Origin of the sequence: Propionibacterium cyclohexanicum, from assembly GCF_900111365.1 — a bacterium.
GTDB classification, from domain to species: domain Bacteria; phylum Actinomycetota; class Actinomycetes; order Propionibacteriales; family Propionibacteriaceae; genus Propionibacterium; species Propionibacterium cyclohexanicum.
In genome coordinates this window covers 1-5,683 of the sequence record NZ_FOGZ01000044.1, presented here as the reverse complement: position 1 = coordinate 5,683, position 5,683 = coordinate 1, and the positions used below count along the sequence as shown (strand labels likewise).

Here is a 5,683-nt window from a genome sequence, read left to right as displayed (position 1 = left end):
AAAAAGCTCCCCTCCGCTGGTGGGTGGAGGGGAGCTTGAGTGTGTGGCGGCGTCCTAGTCTCCCACAGGGTTCCCCCTGCAGTACCATCGGCGTTGGGAGGCTTAACTTCCGGGTTCGGAATGGGACCGGGTGTTTCCCTCTCACCATGGCCACCACAACAATTCACCGGAACCCGCCCCCGGCCGGGAGGCACGGGGTTCCGAAACTCGTGTGGAACCGGCCCCCACACGCACAGGGGCCTCATTCAATTATCACCCCCAGGGGGTGTCATTCAATCACCACCCCCTGGGGGGGTGGCTCCATCACCACGGACTCTCACCACCCCCAAGGGGGGCGGGAGGGCAGCTCGTGGGCTGGGAACCTCACAGTGGACGCGAACACCAGAACGTAGCAGAAAAGAATGTGAGACAAGCCCTCGGCCACTTGGTACCGGTCAGCTCCACATGTCACCATGCTTCCACATCCGGCCCATCAACCCGGTGGTCTACCGGGGGCCTTACCAGACTATTCTGCGGGAACCCTCATCTTGAAGCGTGCTTCCCACTTAGATGCTTTCAGCGGTTATCACTTCCCAACGTAGCCAACCAGCCATGCTCCTGGTGGAACAACTGGCACACCAGAGGTTGGTCCGTCCCGGTCCTCTCGTACTAAGGACAGCCCTTCTCAAGATTCCTACGCGCGCAGCGGATAGGGACCGAACTGTCTCACGACGTTCTTAACCCAGCTCGCGTGCCGCTTTAATGGGCGAACAGCCCAACCCTTGGGACCGACTCCAGCCCCAGGATGCGACGAGCCGACATCGAGGTGCCAAACCATGCCGTCGCTGTGAGCGCTCGGGCAAGATCAGCCTGTTATCCCCGGGGTACCTTTTATCCGTTGAGTTCTGGCGCTTCCACAAGCCACCAGAAGATCACTAGTCCCGACTTTCGTCCCTGCTCGACATGCCTGTCTCACAGTCAAGCCCCCTTGTGCACTTGCACTCAACACCTGGTTACCGACCAGGCTGAGGGAACCTTTGGGCGCCTCCGTTACCTTTTAGGAGGCGACCGCCCCAGTCAAACTACCCATCAGGCACTGTCCCTGATCCGGATCACGGACCTAGGTGAGATAACCAGAACGACCAGAGTGGTATTTCAACGATGACTCCACAACCACTGGCGTGGCTGCTTCACAGTCTCCCACCTATCCTACACAAGTCGTACCGATCACCAATACCAAACTATAGTAAAGGTCCCGGGGTCTTTCCGTCCTGCTGCGCGTAACGAGCATCTTTACTCGTAATGCAATTTCGCCGAGTTCGTAGTGGAGACAGTACCCAAGTCGTTACTCCATTCGTGCAGGTCGGAACTTACCCGACAAGGAATTTCGCTACCTTAGGATGGTTATAGTTACCACCGCCGTTTACTGGGGCTTAAGTTCAGTGCCTCGCGTAAGCTAACACTTCCCCTTGACCTTCCAGCACCGGGCAGGAGTCAGTCCGTATACATCGTCTTGCAACTTGGCACGGACCTGTGCTTTTAGTAAGCAGTCGCTTGGGTCTATTCTCTGCGACTCTTGACGCCACCAGACCGCAAGGATCCATGACATCTCCAGTCTCCCTTATTCCGAAGTTACGGGAGGATTTTGCCGAGTTCCTTCACTACGATTCTCTCGATCGCCTTGGTATTCTCTACCTATCCACCAGTGTCGGTTTGGGGTACGGGCAGCACAGCAACTCGCTCACGAAGATTTTCTAGGCAGCATAGGATCACTCGAATACGCGCCAGCCGAAACCGACGCCACTCATCACCTCTCAGGCACACAAGGAACGGATTTACCTGCCCCTCGCCCTACCGGCTTAACACCGCAAACCACTACGGTGTCGAGCTACCTTCCTGCGTCCCTCCGCAGCTTGCCTACCACAGGATCGGATCACACACTCAGCAACCATCAGTCCGAAGACCTCAAGCACCTCACATGCTTAGCATCACCCGCTTCAACACGATCGTTACTGGGCCGGTACGGGAATATCAACCCGTTATCCATCGACTACGCCTGTCGGCCTCGCCTTAGGACCCGACTCACCCAGGGCAGATTAGCTTGACCCTGGAACCCTTGGATATTCGGCGGACGGGTTTCTCACCCGTCATACGCTACTCATGCCTGCATTCTCACTTGCGTGCCCTCCACAACAGGTCACCCCGCCGCTTCACCGCACACGCAACGCTCCCCTACCCATCCACGCACCTGGACCCCACAAAAGGGCCGGGCCACACGCGAATGCCACAGCTTCGGCGGATAACTTGAGCCCCGCTAAATTGTCGGCGCAGAATCACTTGACCAGTGAGCTATTACGCACTCTTTCAAGGATGGCTGCTTCCAAGCCAACCTCCTGGTTGTCAACGCAACTCCACATCCTTTTCCACTTAGTTACCGCTTAGGGGCCTTAGCTGATGATCTGGGCTGTTTCCCTCTCGACGACGAAGCTTATCCCCCGCCGTCTCACTGCCATGCTCTCACTTACCGGCATTCGGAGTTTGGCTGATTTCGGTAAGCTTTCGGGCCCCCTAGACCATCCAGTGCTCTACCTCCGGTAAGAAACACATGACGCTGCACCTATATGCATTTCGGGGAGAACCAGCTATCACGGTGTTTGATTGGCCTTTCACCCCTATCCACAGCTCATCCCCCAGGTTTGCAACCCTGGTGGGTTCGGGCCTCCACGACGTCTTACCGTCGCTTCACCCTGGCCATGGATAGATCACACCGCTTCGGGTCTAGAGCATGCGACTCAAACGCCCTCTTCGGACTCGCTTTCGCTACGGCTCCCCCACACGGGTTAACCTCGCCACACACCACTAACTCGCAGGCTCATTCTTCAAAAGGCACGCCGTCACCCCACACGGAGGCTCCGACGGATTGTATGCGACCGGTTTCAGGAACTATTTCACTCCCCTCCCGGGGTACTTTTCACCTTTCCCTCACGGTACTTGTCCGCTATCGGTCACCAAGGAGTATTTAGGCTTGACGGGTGGTCCCGCCAGATTCATGCGGAATTTCAGGGGTTCCGCACTACTTGGGATAACACATATGGAGAGGTCAACTTACGTGTACAGGGGTCTCACCCTCTACGCCACAGCTTCCCAGCATGCTTCCACTTCATCGACCTTTGATCACTCCACGGCCAGTCAACAGCCCGACCACAACATTTCCCACAACCCCGCACGCGCAACGCCTGTCAGCTATCACACACGCACGGTTTGGCCTCCTCCGCTTTCGCTCGCCACTACTCACGGAATCACGGTTGTTTTCTCTTCCTGCGGGTACTGAGATGTTTCACTTCCCCGCGTTCCCTCACACCACCCTATACATTCAGGCAGCAGTCGCCAGCGATTCACCACTGGTTCCCTTCGAGGTTTCCCCATTCGGACATCCCCGGATCACAGCTCGTTTACCAACTCCCCGGGGCTTATCGCAGGTTACAACGTCCTTCATCGGCTCTTGGTGCCTAGGCATCCACCGATCGCACTTAGTAGCTTGTCACACAACAATCAACTACAAAGATGCTCGCGTCCACTATGAAGTTCTCAAACCACGAGCGGAACCCAACACCCAGCCACCACAACAGCAACCAGACACCAGACCGCACGAAAAGCCACAACCGGCCCTTCAGGACCCAACAGTGTGCCTCACGATCACCACCACCATCCCAGTACTTCCCACTCCACACCCCACAAAGGAGCACGGCTGTACTCGCACCAGAACACCAGCACCAACCACCCAGTCAATGATCCACAACCACAGCCAGCCCACCAGCACCACAAGCACCGAGACAACCCCGACACCCACACTGGCAGACAATGGACCCAGCCACGACCAACCAGCCGCACCGAGCCACAGGCTCCTTAGAAAGGAGGTGATCCAGCCGCACCTTCCGGTACGGCTACCTTGTTACGACTTAGTCCTAATCACCAGTCCCACCTTCGACGGCTCCCCCCACAAGGGATAGGCCACCGGCTTCGGGTGTTACCGACTTTCATGACTTGACGGGCGGTGTGTACAAGCCCCGGGAACGTATTCACCGCAGCGTTGCTGATCTGCGATTACTAGCGACTCCGACTTCATGGGGTCGAGTTGCAGACCCCAATCCGAACTGAGACTGGCTTTCTGAGATTCGCTCACCCTCACAGGCTCGCAGCTCTTTGTACCAGCCATTGTAGCATGCGTGAAGCCCTGGACATAAGGGGCATGATGACTTGACCTCATCCCCACCTTCCTCCGAGTTGTCCCCGGCAGTCTCCAATGAGTCCCCAGCCGAACTGCTGGCAACATTGGACGAGGGTTGCGCTCGTTGCGGGACTTAACCCAACATCTCACGACACGAGCTGACGACAGCCATGCACCACCTGTGTACCGACCAAAAAGGCGCACCCATCTCTGAATACTTCCGGCACATGTCAAACCCAGGTAAGGTTCTTCGCGTTGCATCGAATTAATCCGCATGCTCCGCCGCTTGTGCGGGGCCCCGTCAATTCCTTTGAGTTTTAGCCTTGCGGCCGTACTCCCCAGGCGGGGTACTTAATGCGTTAGCTACGGCACGGATCTCGTGGAATGAGACCCACACCTAGTACCCACCGTTTACGGCGTGGACTACCAGGGTATCTAAGCCTGTTTGCTCCCCACGCTTTCGCTTCTCAGCGTCAGGAAAGGTCCAGAGAACCGCCTTCGCCACTGGTGTTCCTCCCGATATCTGCGCATTCCACCGCTCCACCGGGAATTCCATTCTCCCCTACCTTCCTCAAGTCGACCCGTATCGAAAGCAAGCCCAGAGTTAAGCCCTGGAATTTCACTTTCGACGCGATCAACCGCCTACAAGCTCTTTACGCCCAATAATTCCGGACAACGCTCGCACCCTACGTATCACCGCGGCTGCTGGCACGTAGTTGGCCGGTGCTTCTTCTCCCACTACCGTCACTCACGCTTCGTCATGGGTGAAAGCGGTTTACAACCCGAAGGCCGTCATCCCGCACGCGGCGTTGCTGCATCAGGCTTCCGCCCATTGTGCAATATTCCCCACTGCTGCCTCCCGTAGGAGTCTGGGCCGTATCTCAGTCCCAATGTGGCCGGTCGCCCTCTCAGGCCGGCTACCCGTCAAAGCCTTGGTAGGCCACTACCCCACCAACAAGCTGATAGGCCGCGAGACGATCCCCCACCGCACAAGGCTTTCCAACCAGACGGATGCCCGCCCAGCTCATATCCGGGATTACCACCTGTTTCCAGATGCTATACCGAAGTGAAGGGTACGTTCCTCACGTGTTACTCACCCGTTCGCCACTCGTGTACACCCGAAGGTGCCTTACCGTTCGACTTGCATGTGTTAAGCACGCCGCCAGCGTTCGTCCTGAGCCAGGATCAAACTCTCCGTTGAAAAACCAACATCAAGCCGATCTGACACAAGCCCAAAAAACTGGACTTCAATCAAACAACCAACTCAAAGAAACCCAAGCCGCCAGCCACAAAACCAGCGGCACGGGACAAAACAAAATTGGCATTGACTTTCAAAGCACACTGTTGAGTTCTCAAAAACCGGGTGCAATCCGAACCCCACACAACAAGCCCGGAACAACAACCACACACTAACACAAACCAGCAAACCAACCAAACCCAAAAGCCCAGCCAGCCCACCAAAACAACCAACCAAAC

The 5,683-nt window shown here is 56.6% G+C and carries 1 protein-coding gene and 3 rRNA genes; all 4 read right to left on the bottom strand.

Going from position 1 to position 5,683, the window contains the following annotated elements:
- Window positions 1-41: 41 nt before the first annotated feature.
- Window positions 42-158: ribosomal RNA gene (gene rrf, locus BMX93_RS12430) — 5S ribosomal RNA — on the bottom strand.
- A gap of 246 nt (window positions 159-404) precedes the next feature.
- Window positions 405-3,523: ribosomal RNA gene (locus BMX93_RS12425) — 23S ribosomal RNA — on the bottom strand.
- A gap of 366 nt (window positions 3,524-3,889) precedes the next feature.
- Window positions 3,890-5,408, bottom strand: a 16S ribosomal RNA gene (locus BMX93_RS12420).
- The 16S, 23S and 5S rRNA genes sit together here, the layout of an rRNA operon.
- Before the next feature lie 50 nt (window positions 5,409-5,458).
- Window positions 5,459-5,683 (bottom strand): hypothetical protein (locus BMX93_RS13185; protein ID WP_218139345.1); only part of this gene is annotated, 225 nt, incomplete at its 5' end.